General features: G+C 62.5%; 19 protein-coding genes. 7 read left to right on the forward strand and 12 right to left on the reverse strand.

Annotated features, from left to right (window positions below; all coding sequences use genetic code 11):
• Positions 1–6 precede the first annotated feature (6 nt).
• From arsB to EK369_RS19220, 3 genes are all read right to left on the reverse strand, one after another.
• Positions 7–1,059: an ACR3 family arsenite efflux transporter gene (gene arsB, locus EK369_RS19210; RefSeq protein ID WP_127115895.1), complete on the reverse strand. Its 1,053-nt coding sequence runs from the start codon at positions 1,057–1,059 to the stop codon at positions 7–9.
• On the reverse strand, positions 1,056–1,397 hold the full coding sequence (locus EK369_RS19215; protein WP_127115896.1) for an ArsR/SmtB family transcription factor: 342 nt from the start codon (positions 1,395–1,397) through the stop codon (positions 1,056–1,058). The genes arsB and EK369_RS19215 overlap by 4 nt, the downstream gene beginning before the upstream one ends.
• A 130-nt stretch (positions 1,398–1,527) precedes the next feature.
• Positions 1,528–2,433, reverse strand: coding sequence for a LysR substrate-binding domain-containing protein (locus EK369_RS19220; protein WP_127115897.1), 906 nt, complete (start codon positions 2,431–2,433; stop codon positions 1,528–1,530).
• Between the two features lie 91 nt (positions 2,434–2,524).
• Here EK369_RS19220 and EK369_RS19225 point away from each other — a divergent pair, with 91 nt between their 5' ends.
• Complete coding sequence (locus EK369_RS19225) at positions 2,525–3,412, forward strand: TauD/TfdA dioxygenase family protein (protein WP_127115898.1); 888 nt, start codon at positions 2,525–2,527, stop codon at positions 3,410–3,412.
• Positions 3,413–3,415: 3 nt separating this feature from the next.
• On the opposite strand, the gene EK369_RS19230 is transcribed toward EK369_RS19225, so the two are convergent.
• Positions 3,416–3,868, reverse strand: a complete 453-nt coding sequence (locus EK369_RS19230; RefSeq protein ID WP_127115899.1) for a hypothetical protein — start codon at positions 3,866–3,868, stop codon at positions 3,416–3,418.
• A 148-nt stretch (positions 3,869–4,016) separates the two neighbouring features.
• On the opposite strand from EK369_RS19230, the gene EK369_RS19235 reads away from it, so the two are divergent.
• Positions 4,017–4,700, forward strand: coding sequence for a cupin domain-containing protein (locus EK369_RS19235; RefSeq protein WP_127115900.1), 684 nt, complete (start codon positions 4,017–4,019; stop codon positions 4,698–4,700).
• Here the strand turns inward: EK369_RS19235 and EK369_RS19240 are convergent.
• Complete coding sequence (locus EK369_RS19240) at positions 4,697–5,164, reverse strand: Lrp/AsnC family transcriptional regulator (protein ID WP_127115901.1); 468 nt, start codon at positions 5,162–5,164, stop codon at positions 4,697–4,699. The two genes, EK369_RS19235 and EK369_RS19240, sit on opposite strands and share 4 nt — an antisense overlap.
• A gap of 110 nt (positions 5,165–5,274) precedes the next feature.
• Here EK369_RS19240 and EK369_RS19245 point away from each other — a divergent pair, with 110 nt between their 5' ends.
• Both EK369_RS19245 and EK369_RS19250 read left to right on the forward strand, forming a co-directional pair.
• Positions 5,275–6,672, forward strand: a complete 1,398-nt coding sequence (locus tag EK369_RS19245; protein WP_127115902.1) for an aminotransferase class V-fold PLP-dependent enzyme — start codon at positions 5,275–5,277, stop codon at positions 6,670–6,672.
• Positions 6,673–6,814: 142 nt separating this feature from the next.
• Positions 6,815–8,653 (forward strand): hypothetical protein, encoded by a 1,839-nt coding sequence (locus EK369_RS19250; protein ID WP_127115903.1) that lies wholly within the window; start codon positions 6,815–6,817, stop codon positions 8,651–8,653.
• A 2-nt stretch (positions 8,654–8,655) separates the two neighbouring features.
• On the opposite strand, the gene EK369_RS19255 is transcribed toward EK369_RS19250, so the two are convergent.
• Positions 8,656–9,069: a PaaI family thioesterase gene (locus EK369_RS19255; RefSeq protein ID WP_127115904.1), complete on the reverse strand. Its 414-nt coding sequence runs from the start codon at positions 9,067–9,069 to the stop codon at positions 8,656–8,658.
• 163 nt (positions 9,070–9,232) lie between these two features.
• Here EK369_RS19255 and EK369_RS19260 point away from each other — a divergent pair, with 163 nt between their 5' ends.
• Positions 9,233–9,478: a hypothetical protein gene (locus EK369_RS19260; protein WP_127115905.1), complete on the forward strand. Its 246-nt coding sequence runs from the start codon at positions 9,233–9,235 to the stop codon at positions 9,476–9,478.
• A 70-nt stretch (positions 9,479–9,548) separates the two neighbouring features.
• On the forward strand, positions 9,549–9,962 hold the full coding sequence (locus tag EK369_RS19265; protein ID WP_127115906.1) for an ACT domain-containing protein: 414 nt from the start codon (positions 9,549–9,551) through the stop codon (positions 9,960–9,962).
• Here EK369_RS19265 and EK369_RS19270 read toward each other — a convergent pair.
• Positions 9,930–11,171, reverse strand: coding sequence for an MFS transporter (locus EK369_RS19270; protein WP_164727051.1), 1,242 nt, complete (start codon positions 11,169–11,171; stop codon positions 9,930–9,932). The genes EK369_RS19265 and EK369_RS19270 overlap by 33 nt on opposite strands.
• Positions 11,172–11,333: 162 nt before the next feature.
• On the opposite strand from EK369_RS19270, the gene EK369_RS19275 reads away from it, so the two are divergent.
• Positions 11,334–11,840, forward strand: coding sequence for a GNAT family N-acetyltransferase (locus tag EK369_RS19275; RefSeq protein WP_127115908.1), 507 nt, complete (start codon positions 11,334–11,336; stop codon positions 11,838–11,840).
• Positions 11,841–11,842: 2 nt separating this feature from the next.
• On the opposite strand, the gene EK369_RS19280 is transcribed toward EK369_RS19275, so the two are convergent.
• The 5 genes from EK369_RS19280 to EK369_RS19300 all read right to left on the reverse strand — a co-directional run bounded on the left by EK369_RS19280 (position 11,843) and on the right by EK369_RS19300 (position 16,278).
• Positions 11,843–12,628, reverse strand: coding sequence for an SDR family NAD(P)-dependent oxidoreductase (locus EK369_RS19280; RefSeq protein ID WP_127115909.1), 786 nt, complete (start codon positions 12,626–12,628; stop codon positions 11,843–11,845).
• Positions 12,621–13,646, reverse strand: coding sequence for a phosphotransferase family protein (locus EK369_RS19285; RefSeq protein ID WP_127115910.1), 1,026 nt, complete (start codon positions 13,644–13,646; stop codon positions 12,621–12,623). Before EK369_RS19285 ends, EK369_RS19280 begins: the two co-directional genes overlap by 8 nt.
• 84 nt (positions 13,647–13,730) lie before the next feature.
• On the reverse strand, positions 13,731–14,402 hold the full coding sequence (locus EK369_RS19290; protein WP_127115911.1) for a histidine phosphatase family protein: 672 nt from the start codon (positions 14,400–14,402) through the stop codon (positions 13,731–13,733).
• Positions 14,399–15,388, reverse strand: a complete 990-nt coding sequence (locus tag EK369_RS19295; protein WP_127115912.1) for an NAD(P)H-dependent flavin oxidoreductase — start codon at positions 15,386–15,388, stop codon at positions 14,399–14,401. Before EK369_RS19295 ends, EK369_RS19290 begins: the two co-directional genes overlap by 4 nt.
• A gap of 161 nt (positions 15,389–15,549) precedes the next feature.
• On the reverse strand, positions 15,550–16,278 hold the full coding sequence (locus EK369_RS19300) for a hypothetical protein (protein ID WP_127115913.1): 729 nt from the start codon (positions 16,276–16,278) through the stop codon (positions 15,550–15,552).
• Between the last annotated feature and the right edge of the window lie 58 nt (positions 16,279–16,336).

Below are 16,336 nucleotides of genomic sequence, written 5' to 3' on the forward strand. Positions count from 1 at the left end.
ATTCCTTTAGGAGGGAAACCAACCGCGGGTGCGGTTGGCAAAAGCGACAAGCGAGAGCATGACCGGCACTTCGACCAGAACGCCGACGACGGTGGCAAGGGCCGCGCCCGAGCCAAGCCCAAAGAGCGAGATGGCGACGGCCACGGCCAGTTCAAAAAAGTTCGAGGTGCCGATCATGGCGCAGGGGGCGGCGACGTTGAAGGGGACCTTCCAGAGGCGTGCCCAGCCATAGGCGACGGCGAAGATGCCGTAGGACTGGATCAACAGCGGGATGGCGATGAGGACAATCACCAGGGGGCGGTCCAGAATGACCTGCCCCTGAAAGCCGAACAGCAGGACAACGGTGACCAGAAGGCCGGTGATCGAGAAAGGAGCGATGCGGGCCTTGAAGGCCTGTACGGCGGCCACGCCCCCCTGTTTCACCAGCCGGTTGCGGGTGATGAGGCCTGCAAGCAAGGGCAAAAGCACGTAGAGCACGACCGAGAGGATCAGTGTCTCCCACGGGACCACGATGTCGGTCACACCCAGCAGAAAGGCGACGATGGGAGCAAAGGCAAAGACCATGATGACGTCATTCACGCTGACCTGCACGAGGGTATAGGTGGGGTCTCCGCGCGTGAGGTTGGACCAGACAAAGACCATCGCCGTGCAGGGCGCAGCCCCCAAGAGGATCACGCCGGCCAGATAGGCTTGCGCGTCGTCGGCAGGGATCAGCCCGGCAAAGACATAGTTGAAGAACAAAACGCCAAGGGCGGCCATGGTAAAGGGTTTCACCAGCCAGTTCACCACCAGAGTGATGACAATGCCCTTGGGACGGTCGCCGATATGGGAGAGCGAGGCAAAATCCACCCCCACCATCATCGGATAGACCATGGCCCAGATCAGCACGGCGACGGGCAGGTTGACCGAGGCCAGTTCCATGGCGGCCAATGTGCCAAAGAGGCCCGGCATGAGATTGCCGAGGATCAGCCCGGCGACAATCGCCAGCGCCACCCAGAGCGACAGCCAGCGTTCAAAGGTGCCAAGGCCTGCCTCGGCTTTTGTGGGTGCGTCGGTCATGAGCAGGCCCTTTCCGTGGTGAGAGAGTCGATCAGCGGGTTGCAAAGCTCAGGCCGCCCGCCGCAGCAGTCGTTGAGCAGAAAGGCAAGCAACCCCTGCAGGCCATCGGTGTTGGCGAAATAGCGGATGGTGCGCCCCTCGCGCCGGTTGCTGACAAGCTGGGCGTTCAGGAGCACCGAAAGATTTGCGCTGAGGGTGTTCTGGCGCACGTCGAGCCGGTCGGCGATGTCACCGGCGGCCAGTCCGGTCTCCCCGGCCTCGATCAAGAGCCGAAAGGCATCCAGCCGGGTGGGCTGGCTGAGGGCGGAAAAGGCGGTGAGGGCGTCTGATTTATCCATACTTCATGAATTATGGAAATATAAGGTGAGTCGCAAGCACATCTGTGACGCGTTTCAGTGAAGATTTTGTGACGCCGGGGGTGTCGATGGCTTGGGTAGGTCGGACAAGATTGTCCGACCTACGGGGGGGTCAGGGTGCGGGCGGGGTTCGGATGACCTCGGCACGGAACCAATTCAGGATTGCCTGCACGGTCTCGGGCGCGGTGCTGTTGGGGCGGTATTCAAGCGAATAGGCGTCATCGCGGTAGTGCATGGGCGCACCGACGCGGATCAGGCGGCCCTGGGCGATCTGGTCGGCAACAAGGTGGTGCCAGCCCAGCGCCACGCCTTCGCCGTCCATCGCGGCCTGGATCATGAAATGGTAGTTCGAGTAGCGGTAGGCGTCGGTGACATCCGGCATGGTCTGGCCGGTGTGGGCGAACCAGCGCTCCCAGCCGACAAACTCGTTGTCGCGTTCTTCAAAGTGCAAAAGGTCGGCGGCGGTGAGCGTGTCGCCCCTGCCCTGCCACGACGGCGCGGCGACGGGGTAGACGACCTCGTCAAACAGGCTGAGGCTGGGCCATTCGGTCCACCCGCGCGAGCGCCAGTTGACCACCATGTCGACATCGTCAAGGGCGACGTCTTCGAGCCAGTAAGAGACCACGAGGTGTATGGGTGTCTCGCCCGCAGCGCGTCGAAGGTCCGAAAACCGCGGCAGCAGCCAGCCATGGGCAAAGGAAAAGCTGCAGGCCAGTGTCAGGCCCTGACGGCGCGGCCCCTGGGCCACCTTGCGATAGGCCGTGTCGATGTGGCTGAGGCCAAGGTCGATCGCCCCGGCGAGGGCCGCGCCCTCGGCTGTCAGGGTCAGGCGATTGTGGTCACGCGTGAACAGCGGCTGGCCGAGCGCCTCTTCGAGATTGGCGATGTGGCGGCTGACACTGGGTTGGCTGATGCCCAGCTCACCGCCCGCGCGGGTAAAGCTGCCAAGGCGGGCGGCGGCCTCGAAAACAGGCAGGGCGGTCAGGTGGAGCTGGATGCGGCGGAATCGGGAGGGCATAGCCTGATGCTATGCAGTGGATAGGAAATTGGCAAGTTTACCGGGAAATTTTGCCTGCTAGGATCAGCCCAAACACATGAGGAACGCGACAATGACCACCATCAAGACCACCCCGCTGACAGAGAGCTTTGGCGTGATCGTTCACGATCTCGACCTGGCGGATGTCACAGAAGATCACCTGTTTCCTGAGCTGCGCGCGCTGTTCGAAGAGCATTCGGCGCTGTTGATCAAGGGGCAGGATCTGCCCGGTGACGTGCACCTGCGGCTGGCCAAGATGTTTGGCCCGGTGGAGGACCGCCTGTCGGATGAGCGCGAAGAGGGTTACAAGGAAGAGGTGCGGCCGGTGTCGAATGTGACCGACAGCGGCGGGCTGACCGGCGAGATGGACATGCACACGATGCATCTGATCGCCAATCAGCAATGGCATATCGACAGCACGTTCATTCCGACCCCGTCGCTGATCAACATCCTGACCGCCAAAGTGCCCACCGATGAGGGCGGCGAGACCGAGCTGGCGTCAACCCGGGCGGCCTTTGCGGCCCTGCCTGCAGCACGGCAGGAGGAGCTGCGGGGCATGAGGTTCTGGCACAAGTATTCCCACAGCCGCGAACGGATTTCACCCGAGCTGGCCAAGCATCCGATGTTTCACAAGTGGCCGCCGCAGTGCTGGCCGGCGGTCTGGGCGAACCCGGTGAACGGCAAGGAGGGCATCTTTGTGGCCAGCCACGTATATCAGATCGACGGCATGAGCCCGCAAGAGAGCCAGCCGATCATTGACGATCTGGTGGCGCATTGCACGCAGGCCGCGTTCACCTATTCCCACAAGTGGGAAAAGGGCGACGTGCTGATGTGGGATCAGCGCGCGACGTTGCACCGGGGCATGCCGTGGGATCTGTCCAAACCCCGGCATCTGGACAGTGTCTGCGTGTCGATGACCGATGCGGACGGGCTGGCGGCGGCGCGGGCGGCGGTGGCGTAACGGTTAGGAGCCGTTCTTGGCGATGCATGCGATCCATTGCATCGTCACATCACTGGCACCGGTGGGCAGGGTCCAGACCTTGGCCATTGGGGTGACAAGCGTGCCCGCCGTGTTTTCAGCCAGTTTCGCGACGATGGTTGTCCATTTTTCTTCCTCCGGAAAGCTGAACATCGTGATCTCATTCATCTGCTGCATTTCAAAGCCATAGTTCTGACCGTCATATTGCGCCCCTGCCCAGCCTTTGAAGTCAGGCGCAAGCGACCAGCTGGTGTCGGTCAGGATCACGGCGACGGCCTTGTCATCCGCCCAGATCAGAAACCCGTGGTTTTCTTCTTCATACGCGAGAGAGCAGATCAGGCCGGGGGCATGTGCGTTTTCTTCTTCGAAATACAGCCAATCTGCATGGGCGGGCGCGGCGACCAGCCAGGCAGCGATCAAAGGGGAAAGGCGTTTCAATGGGGCCTCCGAACAATGCATAAACGATGCGTCCCTTTTAGCACGAAACGCGTCGCGGCAAAACGTGCCCGGTGTCAGAGGGTGCGCAGTGCCGACTTGATCGTCAGCCAGCGCGCCTTAGGTTGAGCACAAAGACAGGAGCGCGCAGATGCGGATCAATGCAGATTTTTCCGAACGGGTGGTCATTCGCCCGGACGAACATGACTGGGTGAAATCCCCGGCCAACGGGGTGGAGCGCATGATGCTGGACCGCATTGGCGAAGAAGTGGCGCGGGCCACGACATTGGTGCGCTTTGCGCCGGGGTCGTATTTTGACGCGCATACCCATGGGGGCGGCGAAGAGTTTTTTGTGCTCGAAGGCGTGTTCTCGGATGAGACCGGCGATTACCCGGCGGGCACCTATGTGCGCAATCCGATCGGCACGGCGCATAAACCGCATACCGAGGGGGGCTGTACCATCTTTGTCAAGCTGCATCAGTTTGATGCGGAGGATCAGGCGCAGTTCCATGTCGATACGCGGACGGCGGCCTTTGGGCCGGGGGTGCATCCGGGCCTGAGCGTCCTGCCGCTGCACAGCGTGGCGGGGGAAAACGTGGCGCTGGTGCGCTGGGCGCCGGGCACAGAGTTCACGCGGCATCGCCATTGGGGCGGCGAGGAGATCCTGGTGCTGGAGGGCCGGTTTCAGGATGAGCATGGCGAGTATCCGGCGGGCACATGGATCCGCAGCCCGCATATGTCAGAGCATACGCCGTTCTCGGAAGAGGGTTGTCTGATCTATGTGAAGACCGGGCATTTGACGCCGGACGTGGTGGCCGCGGAACCTGCCGCCTAGCCGTAGACGTCCAGCGGCCGGTCTTCGAGCATGGTCTCCATCGAGAAAAAGCCGGTGACGGTTTCCAGTTCGATCCCGGTGGTGAGCTGTTTATAGGTCTTGTCGTAGCCGGACATGCCACGGGTCACCACCTTGAGCATATAGTCCCAATCGCCGCCGATGCGGTGCATTTCAACCACCTGCGGGATGCGGGAGACATGGGCGCGAAAGGCCTCGATCCATTCGTCCGAATGGGTGCGGGTGCGCACCATGACAAAGACCGTGAGATCAAGCCCGAGCTTTTTGGCGCTGACCCGGCGATGCACGCCCAAGAGCACGCCATCCTCTTCCAGCCGTTTCAGCCGCCGCCAGAGCGCGTTTTGCGAGAGCCCGACGCGGTCGGCCAGCTCGCGCTGTGAGAGCGCGCCGTGTTTTTGCGAGACCTCCAGAATGCGGAGGTCAATATGATCGAATTTTTCTGCCATATCAGATCAAATGACACAAAATTACTGAACAGGCAATGAAATCTAACCAACATGACCCATGGAAACCACCCTATCTTTGAGGCATCACAATTCACGCGAACAGGTGTCCCATGTCGACTTCTCTTACTCCTCTGGCCCGTTTTGAAGCGGATTTACGCGGTTTACCCAACCCGGTGGCGGCGCTGAAAGAGGGGCAGATCGGCAAGGACGCCACCTTTGATACGGCCTATGGGCGGCAAAAGATGATTTATGCCGACTATATCGCCTCGGGGCGGCCATTGCGGCAGATCGAAGAGTTCGTGATGAACGACGTGCTGCCGTTTTACGCCAACAGCCACACGGTCGACAGCTATTGCGGCGCGGCGATGACGGGCCTGCGGGCCGAGGCGCGCGAGGTGATTGCGACGAAATGCGGTGGATCGACCGAGGATCACGCGGTGATCTTTTCCGGCTCGGGCGCGACTTCGGCGCTCAATCAGCTGGTGCATCTTTTGGGGCTGCGCGATGCGCTGGCGCGCGGAAAGAAAGCCTATGTCATCATGGGGCCCTATGAGCATCATTCGAACATCCTGCCGTGGCGCGAAAGCGGGGCAGAGGTGATCGAGATTGAAGAGGCCCCGACAGGTGGGCCGGACATGACGCAGCTGGCAACCGCGCTGGCCCTGTGCACGGCGCAGGGGCTGACGGTGGCGGCGTTTTCCGCGGCCTCGAACGTGACCGGCATTTGCAGCGACGTCGCGGCGATCACCAAGATGGTCAAGGGCTATGGCGCGGCGATGGTCTGGGACTATGCGGGCGGTGGCCCCTACCTGTCGATCGACCTGTCCTGCGGCGCGGATGCGGTGGCCCTGTCGCCGCATAAGTTCATCGGTGGCCCCGGCGCCAGCGGCGTGCTGATCGTACGCCGTGACGCGGTGCGGGTCGACACGCCGAGCCGTCCGGGCGGCGGCACGGTGGCCTTTGTGAACGGCACCCGCCACGATTATGTCGCCTGTATCGAGCAGCGCGAAGAGGGTGGCACACCCAACGTGATTGGCGACATCCGCGCGGCGCTGTCGCTGATTGTGAAAGACGTGATCGGGCAGGACTATATCCAGGCCCGCAATGCCGGGAACACGGAGCGGGCCTTTGCCGCCTGGGGGGATGTTCCCGGCATCGAAATCCTGGCCGCAGAGCGCAGAGAGCGCCTGCCGTTCCTGTCCTTTGTGCCGCATTATGCGGATGGCACGCGGATGGATTACCGCGCCTTTACCCGCGCCCTGTCGGATCGCTATGGCATTCAGGCGCGGGGCGGATGTTCCTGTGCGGGGCCTTATGTGCACCGGCTGATGGAGATTGACGACGCCTGGTCGGAAGAGATCAGGGCCGACATTCTGGCGGGTGACACCAAGTCCAAACCGGGCTTTGTGCGGCTGAACCTCAGCTACCTGATGGACGACGAGGTGATTGATGTCATCCTTGATGCCGTGCGCGCGCTGGTTGACGGCCAGATTGCTGATGCCGCCTGATCCATGCCACGCGTAGGTCGGACAAGATTGTCCGACCTACCTGTCGCGCTTTTTCGTGGATAAACGCGCAAAGATCGGCTTTCCTGAGACTGCTGCCCATTTCGGCGGTTTTCATTGTGTTTTTCAGGAGCCGGTTTTCTTAATGCTTTTGCGTCTTCTTGCCTGTGTCCTTGCGGGTGGTCTGTCGATTTCTTCCGCCACCGCCGCCGATTTCAGCTTTGTGGATGGTCAGGCCGATCCCCCGGTCGAAGGCAACTGGATACGCGACCATTGCAACATGCGCATGACCGGCGAGGTTGTCGCCGGGGACACGGAACGGTTTGAGGCGCTGCTGGCGAAACATGCCAACCAGGTGGTTTCTGACCCCGTGGTTCACGGCAATCCCCGTATCGTGACGCTGTGTCTGAACAGCCCGGGCGGGTCATTGGCAGAGGCGGTCAAATTGGCCGAAGCCATTCGTAAGGACCGACCCTTTCCACGCCACAAAGGCATTCCCTTTGTCGCGACGCGGCTGGAAGCTGGTGCGACCTGTGAGAGCGCCTGCGCCATCGTTTTTATGGCCGGCGCGTCGGGTGCACTCGTGGATCCCCCTACCCCGAACAGGTCTATGCATCCCACGGCGCGGTTGGGCTTTCACGCGCCTGCGCTGACCGTGGGCGGCGGCAACTACACGCAAAGACATGTGAACACCGCGTTTGACATCTCGATCCAGTCGATTGCCGCGATCCTGAGGGTGCTGCATGTCGGAGAAGATGAGACGGGCAAATCTTATGGTGGCAACGCGCGGTGGATCGAAGCGTCATTGCTCGAGGCGATGCTGCGCACGCCTGCCAGCAGCATGCGTTATGTGGACACCGTGGATGACGCGGGGCGCTGGGATATTCCGGTTTCTCCAATTCGTGGCAAAGCTTTTGACCATGACTCGTTATTGACCGCTTGCCTGAATGAGCTGGCCTGGCAAAACCAGCGCCCCGCTGGCGGCATCGGTTTTGACGATGGCCTGTCCCCTACGGAAAGAGACGTTCCGGAGGGGGGACATATCCTCAGGCGCGTGTTCTTTGCGATTGACGAGTTTACCGGTCATTACTGCGAAATCACGGTCCATCGCACTGGCTTTTTGCGCATCGACGCTGATCCCGACCTGAGCATCGATGTCCCGGGCCACTTTATGACCGAGGCCGACAGGGCGCGGCGCGATTTGCTGCCAGCGACCGGACAAACCCTGTGGCTCTACGACCCGCAGACCCGTCTGGCCGCCTTGGCCCCGGCAGGCGAGGCGCAGGCGGCGTCCGCGCCCCAAGACGCAGCATCCACCGCAAACGGCTGGGCTCCCCGCTATGGCGGCGACAAGGTGACGCTGTGGGATCACAACGGCTCGCAGATGGCATGGGAGAGCAAAGGCAGCCAGCGGTGGATCTGGTATTACGCGCCGCGCGCGGGTCTGGCGGGCAGTGGCGTGGTGAGCGGCACGCTGTTGTTCGAAGGAGAGATGCGCAATGGCGAATTGCGGGGGACGGCGCGGCGGTTCTCAAAAAAATGTGGCGACAACGTCTATTCGGTCAAAGGACGGGCACAGGGCACACGGGTTGTGCTGAAGGGCCTGTACTGGGGGCGCGACAAGGCCTGTAAGTCCACGCTGAAACAAAAGCCCGACACGTTGACCTTTGATTTCATCTCGACCGGGCCAGAGGCCGACCCCACGCCGGATGGCAGCGCGCCCACCGGGCGGGTGCAGGTCACCGGCGTGCGCACGGGGCTGAACATGCGCGCAGCCCCCAATGGCAAAGCGGCCAAGGTGGACGAGGTGCCCGCCGGACAGGGCGGTATCACGCTGTTGTCCTGTCTGCCCGCGATTGATGCGGCGGCCTGGGCCGGGGCCTCGGGGGCGGGCAAGCGGCGGTTGCTGGCAGGGAGCTGGTGCAGCCTGTCTTATCGCGGGCGCACCGGGTTCGTGTCGGGCAAGTACCTTGCCCCTGAGTGAAATCAGAGCGTCGTCTTGCGGTATTTGAAGGCACCGGAGCCACGGGCGATGACCTCGCCGGTTTCATCCGCGATGACGCCTTCGGCAAAAAAGGTCGAGGCCCCGCCGCCGACCTTGTGACCTTTGGCAATCAGCAGCCTGCCCTTGGGACGGCTGAGAAAGTTCGTGGTGAGCGACAGGGTCAGCGCCAGACGTTTGTGGCCGGGATCGCCGGTAAAGCTGCCGGCGTAGCCCATGACCGTATCCAGCAGCGTGGCATAGACACCGCCATGCGGGAGCCCTGCGCGATTGGCGTGGTAGTGCTCGATCTGCAACTCGAGACGCGCGTGGTCCTCGCCCCAATGGGTCAGGTGAAATCCGAGATGGCGCTGCAGCGCATAGGGCGTCTCGTCGAGGCGGGGATCAAGGGGCGTCATTTCCATATCCCTTGTTTAGCGCGGCTGGCGGGGCCTGCCTATCCTCAAATCACCTTGGCACAAATTAACAAACTTCTGTCGGCGGAAAACATGCAGATTAAGGGGGTCGAGACCATCTTGAGGGCATAGAAGAACAAACCCCAGCCCAAAAGGACCCGATCCCATGATGACCAAGACCCTCGCCGTCGCCACCGCCTTTGTCTGCTCTGCCAGCCTCGCCATGGCGGCGCTGCCCAGCCAGGCGCCCACAACCTCTGCAACAACCGCCACAGTCGAAAGCTATGATGTCGCTGGCACCAATGGCATGGACCGCCGTCAGGACCGCCGCGACACCCGTCAGGACTGTCGTCAGGACAACGGCGCGGTGGGCAAGGACAAGCGCAACTGCAAACAGGGCGCACGTGGATGATGTGCAGCGCTTGCTGCCCCTGTCAAAGCCTGCAATGCTCCCAGCCATTGAATTGGCGGGAGCATTTCGCATGGGACAGGTGGCACACAGCGCGCAGGAGATGATCTCGGGCATGACACCCGAGGTGAGGCCCGGCATGTTTGTGTTTGCCTCGCTGACGGACAAGGGCCAGATTGCGCGGCTGAGCGCGGCGGCGCTGGGGACATTTCAAGAGGCCGAAGGCCTGTCGCTGTTGGTGCCGGTCGAGGTGGCCCGCGCCGAGGGGCTGGCGGTGGACCAGCCGATGCGGCAGATCACGCTGAACGTCTATTCTTCACTGGAAGGGGTTGGGCTGACCGCGGCTGTGGCGACGGTTTTGGCCGAGGCCGGGATCGCCTGTAACATGGTGGCGGCACATCACCACGATCACGCCTTTGTGCCAGCGGCGCGGGCCGAGGAGGCGTTGGCGTTGCTACTGGCGTTGCAGGGGGCGGCGCAGGAGTAGCCAGAGGGCAGCCACGAGCACCAGGGCGGCATTGAGCATGAAAGCGGGGCTGAAATCCGAGACCTCAGTCACAAACCCCACCCCGATCACTGCCAATGCGCCGATGGTGCGTGACAGCATGAAACTGTTGCCCAGAACCCGGCTGCGCAGGTGCTCCGGCGTGCGGTTCTGCAGGATGACGTTGTTGCCCGCGAGGACGTAGGTGGTGGCGACGCCGATCAGGTAGAGGCAGGCCAGCGCGGCCCAGCCCTGAAAGGCCATCGCCTGCATCGCCCAGAAAAACCCGATGGTGCCCAGCGCCAAGAGCGCCATGACGCGCGGCGTGCTGCGCGCAAGCCCCGCATCGCTGTTGCGGTGGGCATGGCGCAGCGAGGCGGTGATGCTGCCCATCATGAAACTGGCGGTCAGATAGGTGAAGTTATGGGCCGCAAAGAGGTCAAAGCGGTCGTTGATACCCGGCATCAGGCTGATCAGCGGGCGTTGCAGCATGGCGGCCCCAAGGATCAGGATGATCGCACGCGACACGGTGGGGTTGGTGAAAAACGTGCTCATACCTTCGAGGATGTCGCGCAGCAACTCGGTTGGTTCGCGGGCCTCGCGCGCCGGTTCGGGGCCGAGCGTGACGCGGGCGAGGCAGGCGAGGTAGACCACTGTACCGAGCGCATTGGCGGCAAAGGCCAGGGGTGCAATGCCAAGGCCATAGGAAAACACATAGGCCGCCAGCACAGGGCCGACGATATAGGACCCATTGGTGACGGTGATGTTGAGACTAACCGCCGCCGAGAGGTTCTCGGGGCGCACCAGGCGGTTGATCATGCCAAAAAACGCGGGCTGGCTGAAGCCGATCAACGCGCCTTCGAGGAAGACAAAGGCGCATAGGCTCCAGGGGGTCAAAAGCCCGGCCCAGGCGGTGGCGGCTAGGGCCAGACCGGTAAAGACCTGAATCCAGAGGATCCCCTTGAGCAGGCGAAACCGGTTGCCCCGGTCGGCGATGGCGGCGGCCCATGGGGTGACCAGCACCCCCGGAAAGAGATCGCAGAAAAACACGAAACCGACCCAGGCGGCGGACTGTGTGACCTCCCACATCCACCAGCCCACGGCCAGAAGCGTGACCCAGTAGAGCGTATACGAAAAGCCGAAGCCGCCCAGAAACAGCCGGTAGCTGGGTTCGCTCAGGGCGCCAAAGCGGCGGGGGGCGTGATCGGGCATTTGCGCGCTGTGGTCCCTGTTGGGCATTGGGGGCTCAGGCGCAACCTGTCACTGTTTGGCGGGATTACAAAGGAAATTGTTGCGCCTCTGGACGTTGGAGGAATTGCGCGGAAATGAAGGGCATGTAGACTGTGTGACGGCCCCACCCACCAGGAGATCGCAATGCTCAGGATCATCGAGGCGACCACCCCCGCCCAGTTCGATACGGTGCGCGCTATGTGCTGGGAGTACCGTGATTTCCTCATGGGGATGGGGGCCGACTTTGTGGAGATCATCGAGCTGTTCTATGCCAAGCCCGACTATGAGGCGCTGTTGCAGGATCTTGAAATCAAGCACGCACGCCCCGGCGGCACCGTCAAGCTGGCGCTGCACGAGGACACGCCCGTGGGCTGTGGCATGTCCCATTCGCTGGAACCCGGCGTGGCCGAGATCAAACGGGTCTACATCCGTGAAGACGCACGGGGGCTGGGGGCCGGGCGTACCCTGATGGAGGCGCTCGTTGAGCAACTCCGTGCAGACGGGTTCACGCGCATTCTCATGGACACCGGCCTCCCCCAGGTTGCGGCGCAAAAGCTCTATCTTTCGATGGGATTTCGCCAACGCGGTCCCTATACAGAGATGCCGCCGATCACTGACGGCAAGATGATGTTCTTCGAGATGGACCTTTAGCGTCAGATCGCCGTCAGCCCGCCATCCAGCGCGAGGCTTTGTCCGGTCATAAAGGAATTCTCGGGCGCACAGGCCCAGAGCATCGCCTGAACGATCTCTTCCGGCTGCGCGACACGTCCCATCGGAATGCGCGAGGTAATGCTGCCCAGCGCCTGTTCCCGGCTGGCTCCGCTGCGCGCGCCGACCTGCTGGGCCATTTCCTCGACCATGGGTGTGATGGCAAAGGACGGGCACAGCGCGTTCACGCGGATGTTCTTGCGGGCGTATTCATCCGCGGCGGCCTTGGTCAGCCCCACAACCGCGTGCTTGGCGGCGGAATAGGCCGACAGATGCCCCGAGCCGACCAATCCGGCGGCCGAGGCCACGTTGAGGATCACGCCCCGCCCGGCTTTCAGCATATGTGGCAGTTGCTGTTGCATGCAGAGAAACACACCGCGCGCGTTGACCGCATAGTTCTGGTCAAACTGTTCGACCGGCAGCAGGTGCAGAGGGGCAAGATCATGGCCGATCCCGGCGTTGTTGATGCCGACGTTGAGCGTGCCAAAGGCGGCGGCGATATTGGCGACATGCTGGCTGACCTGCTCGGCGTTCGAGACGTCGACCACATCGGCAACAACCTCGACCCCCGCACTGCGCAAGGCGTCGGCCACGGCGGCCAGACCATCGGCAGACACATCCGAAAGCCCGAGTTTCGCGCCTTCGGCGGCAAAACGCTCGGCGGCCAGTTTGCCAAAGCCCCCGGCGGCCCCGGTGATCATCACCACCTGATCCTGAAAACGTTTATCCATGTTTTGCGGCCTCCAGACCTGCATTGGCAAACAGCGGCACATAGGTGCCCATCTTGGCGGCGCGCTCGGGGTCCGAGGCGTTGCCATCAAGCCCGCGCTTTTTCACACCCTGGATGATCGCCGCCATGCGGAAGAAACAAAAGGCCAGGTAAAAGCCAAAGCGCTCGATCCCCGGCAGGCCCATACGGGCGCAATACGCGCCGATGAACGCGCGGTCCGTGGGAATGCCCAGCGCGGCACGATCCACGCCCTGCAGGCCACGCCCCGAGCCACCGGGCGGCATCTGCCACTGCATGATCACGGCGGCGAGGTCGGCATAGGGATGACCGATGGTGGACAGCTCCCAGTCCAGAACCGCAATGCACTCGGTGCCATCCGGCGCAAACAGCAGGTTGTCGAGGCGATAATCCCCATGCACCAGCGTGCGCTTGCCGTCGTCCTCGGGCATGTTGGCTTCGAGCCAGTCAATAAGCTGATCCATGGCCGGGACAGGCTCGGTTTCCGAGGCGCGATACTGCTTAGTCCAGCGCCCCACCTGCCGTTCGAAATAGTTGCCCTCGGGGCCATAATCCGACAGCCCCACCGCGTCAATGTCGACCGAGTGGATCGCGGCCAGCACCCTGTTCATCTGGTCAAAGACGGCGGCGCGGTCTTCGTTGGACAGGCCCTCAAGCCGCGGATCATCAAAGTTGCGCCCGTCCACCCGCTGCATCACGTAGAACATCGAGCCGATCACATCGTCATCTTCACACAGCACATGCATTCCAGCCACAGGCACATCCGAGCCTGCCAGCGCCTTTTGCACGCGAAACTCGCGGTCAACGGCATGGGCGGATTTCAACAGCACCCCCGGCGGTTTGCGGCGCAAGACATAGCGCCCCGAAGGCGATGTCAGGGCAAAGGTCGGGTTCGACTGCCCCCCGGCAAATTTCTCGGCCTCAAGCGGCCCCTCGAACCCCGGCATGTTCCCGGTCAGCCACGTGGCAACCGCCTCGGTATCCAGTTTTGTCGCGTCCATTCCGCTCTCCCCAAACGTCCTGTCTTCATTTCGCCAAAAATACTCCCGCCGGAGGCGTCCCGACCGGGCCACCCGCGCAGACAGTCAAGAGTAGGTCAGCATCTCGTCTGCGTTCTCTGCCGTGATATGCGGCGTCTCGTTGAATCCGTGCAGGTAGGGCGCATTCGATGTTAGCAGAATGCGCGCCACGGCGCAGTTCTTGACCTGCAATTGCAGGGTAATCATCTGGTCGGCGGGGGCCGAGACCACATCCGCCACGGTCATGCCAATCGCCCCGCCCGAACTGACCGCCAGCGCCACCGCCGAGCCGTTCCCGGCAATCGCCGCACGGGCGGCACGCACGCGGGCGAGGAAATCGGCAAACGCCTCGGGCGGGCCGTCGATCTCGCCGCGCTGCCATTCCAGTACCGTGTCGCGCAGGGCGCGGAAATGCGTGCGCCGGTCCGAGTTCAGCGTGTCGGGGCGGTCATCCCGCCCCTTGTAGCGCGCATCCAGCAGACCGTGGAAATCGAACTCGTTCAGGCCCGGCAACACGGTGGGCGTGCGTGAAAGCCCCATGCCCTCGGCAATGCCTTCCCAGGTCTGGCGGTGGCGTTTCTGCGAGCCGATGAAGATCGCGCCGGGGTCGACGCCCTGTTGCAACAGCGACCGGCCCAGCGCCACCGACTGACGGTGGCCCAGCTCGGACAGGTTGTCGTAATCCGCTGCACCAAAGGACGCCTGTGCATGGCGGATCAGGTGCAGCATGGTGGTCATGCAAGGCGGTCCTGCAAGCGGGCATAGGCGGCGTGGTATTCGCGCTCGATCCGGTTGACGATCTCAGCTGCGGGCGCAACCTCTTTGACAGCACCAATGCCCTGGCCCGATCCCCAGATGGTTTTCCAGGCCTTTGGTTTCTCGCGTTTGTCGCCAAAACTCATGGTGGAGACATCGCCTTCGGGCAGGTTGTCGGGGTCCATGCCCGCGTTTTCGACCGAGCCGCGCAGATAGTTGCCGGAAACGCCGGTGAAGAGCGAAGAATACACGATGTCATCGGCGCCGGAGGCGACGATCATGTCCTTGTAACCCTGTTGCGCGTTGGCCTCTTCCGTCGCAATGAACGGCGAGCCGATATAGCCGAGGTCCGCGCCCATGGCGAGCGCCGCCAGAAGCGAGTCGCCGGTGGCAATCGCGCCGGACAGCAGAAGCGGGCCGTCGAACCATTCGCGGATTTCCGAGATCAGCGCCAGCGGCGATTGCGGGCCGGCGTGGCCACCGGCGCCTGCGGCCACGGCGATCAGGCCATCGGCCCCCTTTTCAATCGCCTTCTTGGCAAACTTGTTGTTGATGATGTCGTGCAGCGCAATGCCACCGGCGGCATGTGCGGCCTCGTTCACTTCGACCCGCGCGCCAAGCGAGGTGATCCAGATCGGCACCTCGTGCTGGACGCAAATCTCGATGTCACGATCAAGCCGCGTGTTGGAGCGGTGCACGATCTGGTTCACCGCATAAGGCGCCGCAGGTGTGTCGGGGTTGGCCTGATTGTGGCGGTCCAGCTCTTCCTTGATCTCGGTCAGCCATGTGTCCAGGAGCGGATGCTCGCCTTCGCCTTCGCGGGCATTCAGCGCCGGAAAGCTGCCGATCACGCCCGCCTTGCACTGGGCGATGACCAGCGCGGGCACCGAAATGATGAACAGGGGCGAGGCTACGGCGGGAATACGCAGGCCTTGAAGTTGTTTTGGCAGATGGCTGTCGCCGGGCATGGGGATCTCCTGATATCACACATACCCGACGGTATGTTTTTTGGCGCGAGGTGCAAGTCTTCGTCGCCACGACATTGCGTCACTTGGCCCTTTGTCCAATCTCCACAACCGAAATCGGTCCGCAAGAACCGGCGTTTTGCGGACCCTGTGGCCCCCTGCCCTTAGTCCTTGGTCGGAGTGGGAGGAGGAGCCAGCAGCATGAAGCCCGTGGCCGAGATAAAGCCCACCATGGCCCATACCGCGATCCAGGCGCCGGGGCTCTTGCCGCTCATGTCGACATAGTGCGCCAGCCCCATCTGGGACGAAAAGAACACCCAGCCCGAGACGATCATCGCCACGCCGTACTCTTCCATACGCCCCAGCAGGCGCATCAGCGCGGCGACGCTGAGAAAGATGATCACCGCGTTGTGGGCAGCCGTGCCCGCCGCGGTGTGCTGGTGGTGATTGAGAAACACCAGCGAAGCCACGGTCACGCCAACGATAAAGTGGATGGTGGGCGGGGTTTCCGCGCCATATTTCTTCAGAACGACAAGGCCGGAGATCCCAAGCGCGAGGATCATGCCCATGATCGACACGTGTTCGGATTCAGCATGCCCCGCCCCATCAAAGACGCCCAGCGGCGGGTGCATGATGAAGGTATCCGCCAGGATGTAGCCCGCTCCCGCCACGATGGCGAGCCAGGCCTCTTTGGTGCCAAGCGCCACGACGCCTTTGCGTTCAAAGATCGCAACGGCCCCCATGGCAACAAGGAAGATTGACGGGAAATAATGTCCGTAAAACTGGTTAACAACATTTCTGGGCCGGTGCTCGACCAGCCAATCCCAGATAAATGGCGCCAACGCCAGCTGGGCCAGTGCAAAGATGATCAGCAGTGTCCGTTTCGAAGTCATGTGTCCCCCTCTCCGCGCGCGTTCTGGTCTGGCGCGTTCATTCATGACACGGCGGAGA

The sequence above is a fragment of the Shimia sediminis genome, assembly GCF_003990645.1.
GTDB classification, from domain to species: Bacteria; Pseudomonadota; Alphaproteobacteria; order Rhodobacterales; family Rhodobacteraceae; genus Shimia; species Shimia sediminis.

Coding starts and splice junctions, on each gene's coding strand:
- arsB (WP_127115895.1), bottom strand. CDS start 1,059: ATGACCGACGCACCCACAAAAGCCGAGGCAGGCCTTGGCACCTTTGAA.
- EK369_RS19215 (WP_127115896.1), bottom strand. CDS start 1,397: ATGGATAAATCAGACGCCCTCACCGCCTTTTCCGCCCTCAGCCAGCCC.
- EK369_RS19220 (WP_127115897.1), bottom strand. CDS start 2,433: ATGCCCTCCCGATTCCGCCGCATCCAGCTCCACCTGACCGCCCTGCCT.
- EK369_RS19225 (WP_127115898.1), top strand. CDS start 2,525: ATGACCACCATCAAGACCACCCCGCTGACAGAGAGCTTTGGCGTGATC.
- EK369_RS19235 (WP_127115900.1), top strand. CDS start 4,017: ATGCGGATCAATGCAGATTTTTCCGAACGGGTGGTCATTCGCCCGGAC.
- EK369_RS19240 (WP_127115901.1), bottom strand. CDS start 5,164: ATGGCAGAAAAATTCGATCATATTGACCTCCGCATTCTGGAGGTCTCG.
- EK369_RS19245 (WP_127115902.1), top strand. CDS start 5,275: ATGTCGACTTCTCTTACTCCTCTGGCCCGTTTTGAAGCGGATTTACGC.
- EK369_RS19250 (WP_127115903.1), top strand. CDS start 6,815: ATGCTTTTGCGTCTTCTTGCCTGTGTCCTTGCGGGTGGTCTGTCGATT.
- EK369_RS19255 (WP_127115904.1), bottom strand. CDS start 9,069: ATGACGCCCCTTGATCCCCGCCTCGACGAGACGCCCTATGCGCTGCAG.
- EK369_RS19260 (WP_127115905.1), top strand. CDS start 9,233: ATGATGACCAAGACCCTCGCCGTCGCCACCGCCTTTGTCTGCTCTGCC.
- EK369_RS19265 (WP_127115906.1), top strand. CDS start 9,549: ATGGGACAGGTGGCACACAGCGCGCAGGAGATGATCTCGGGCATGACA.
- EK369_RS19270 (WP_164727051.1), bottom strand. CDS start 11,171: ATGCCCGATCACGCCCCCCGCCGCTTTGGCGCCCTGAGCGAACCCAGC.
- EK369_RS19275 (WP_127115908.1), top strand. CDS start 11,334: ATGCTCAGGATCATCGAGGCGACCACCCCCGCCCAGTTCGATACGGTG.
- EK369_RS19280 (WP_127115909.1), bottom strand. CDS start 12,628: ATGGATAAACGTTTTCAGGATCAGGTGGTGATGATCACCGGGGCCGCC.
- EK369_RS19285 (WP_127115910.1), bottom strand. CDS start 13,646: ATGGACGCGACAAAACTGGATACCGAGGCGGTTGCCACGTGGCTGACC.
- EK369_RS19290 (WP_127115911.1), bottom strand. CDS start 14,402: ATGACCACCATGCTGCACCTGATCCGCCATGCACAGGCGTCCTTTGGT.
- EK369_RS19295 (WP_127115912.1), bottom strand. CDS start 15,388: ATGCCCGGCGACAGCCATCTGCCAAAACAACTTCAAGGCCTGCGTATT.
- EK369_RS19300 (WP_127115913.1), bottom strand. CDS start 16,278: ATGACTTCGAAACGGACACTGCTGATCATCTTTGCACTGGCCCAGCTG.